This window comes from Vibrio sp. Y176 (assembly GCF_033438945.1).
The window spans coordinates 1-1,423 of record NZ_JAWOQS010000071.1; the positions used below are offsets into that span (position 1 = coordinate 1).

Annotated in this window: 2 protein-coding genes and 1 pseudogene; all 3 read left to right on the plus strand. The window is 46.8% G+C overall.

All coding sequences use genetic code 11. The features are described 5' to 3' along the window. On the plus strand, positions 1 to 453 hold a 453-nt coding region (hutX, locus tag R7O13_RS24120), incomplete at its 5' end, for a heme utilization cystosolic carrier protein HutX (RefSeq protein WP_318304835.1). 118 nt (positions 454 to 571) lie between these two features. Next, positions 572 to 1,102, plus strand: coding sequence for a heme utilization protein HutZ (hutZ, locus tag R7O13_RS24125; protein ID WP_005488117.1), 531 nt, complete (start codon positions 572 to 574; stop codon positions 1,100 to 1,102). A gap of 75 nt (positions 1,103 to 1,177) precedes the next feature. After that, positions 1,178 to 1,423, plus strand: a pseudogene (locus R7O13_RS24130) (ATP:cob(I)alamin adenosyltransferase); the annotation flags it as partial.

A 1,423-nucleotide genomic window follows, 5' to 3' on the forward strand; every position in this document is an offset into this window, starting at 1 on the left:
CTTCTGCCTGCCGCAATGGCAGAGCGTTTAGGTGTGACAGAATTTGATGTTGTCGCTGCACTGCCGCAAGAGATGGTTGCGATTGCGCCGGGCGAACAAGCGCAAACAATCCTTGAAAGCCTAGTTGGCTTTGGCCCAGTGACGACGATCGTACACTCCTTCGGCTCCATTTTCGAAGTGAAAGCGCCTTGTCCGAAAGGCAAAGTTGCGCGTGGTTATTACAACCTAATGGGGCGAGAAGGTGAGCTGCATGGTCACCTCAAATTGGATAACGTGAAAAATATCGCGCTGGTCTGTAAACCGTTTATGGGACGTGAAAGTCACTACTTTGGCTTTTTCTCTGAATGCGGCAGCAATATCTTCAAAGTGTACTTAGGGCGTGATGAAAAACGCGAACTTATTGCTGAGCAGGTAACGGCGTTTCGTGCCATGCAAGCTGAGCTAAATCAGTAACAAAGACAGCCAGTCGTCGCGGCTTTTACATTCAAGAACGTGAGAAGTCGCGACCACGAACATACATAACCGAACTAGAATTCGGGACAAATAAATAGAAATAAAGTCAGGTATCAATATGGATCAACAAGTTAAACAAGAGCGTTTGCAAGGCCGCCTAGGGCCAGAGATTAAGGAATTTCGTCAGGAGCGCCGTACTTTACAGCTTGCAACGGTAGACAGCGAAGGCCGTCCGAACGTAAGTTACGCGCCTTATGTTCAGAATCAGGAAGGTTACTTCGTTTTGATCTCTCAGATTGCTCGCCATGCTCGAAATCTGCTAGAAAATCCAAACGTTTCATTGATGATGATCGAAGATGAAGATTCATCCAAACAGCTTTTCGCACGTAAGCGTTTGACGTTTGATGCGGTAGCAACGGTTGTTGAGCGTGATACTGAAATGTGGCAATTGGTCGTTGGTCAGATGAAAGCGCGTTTCGGTGACATCATCGACGGTCTAAGCCAGCTTGAAGACTTTGTACTGTTCAACCTAAAAGCTGAGAAAGGTTTGTTCGTAAAAGGGTTCGGTCAAGCGTATCAAGTCTCAGGCGATGACTTGGTTGATTTTGTGCATCTACAAGAAGGCCACAAGAAAATCGAAAACGCCTAATGCGGACGTCGTTTTTATGATTGCTAGGAGGGAGTTAGGTTATACTGGCTCCCTTTTTTACATTGGAACAACAGCATGAGACCTGTAAGCAAGGAACTGAGCGAGATCTGTTATCCCTTTATTTACGAAGACAGCCCTGTGTGCGATTTCGAGATCACCGCAGACGAGTTGTGCAGCCGGATTGGGTTGGTGCTGTCGATGGAATTGGACGACTTCAGTCGAGATATTCTCACGCGCCTTCAGCCTAATGTTTACCATCTCAATGGTTCGGTGCGTGGCAAGTTAGCGATTACAGAATCGGAAGTTGTAGAGCTTAAAGCA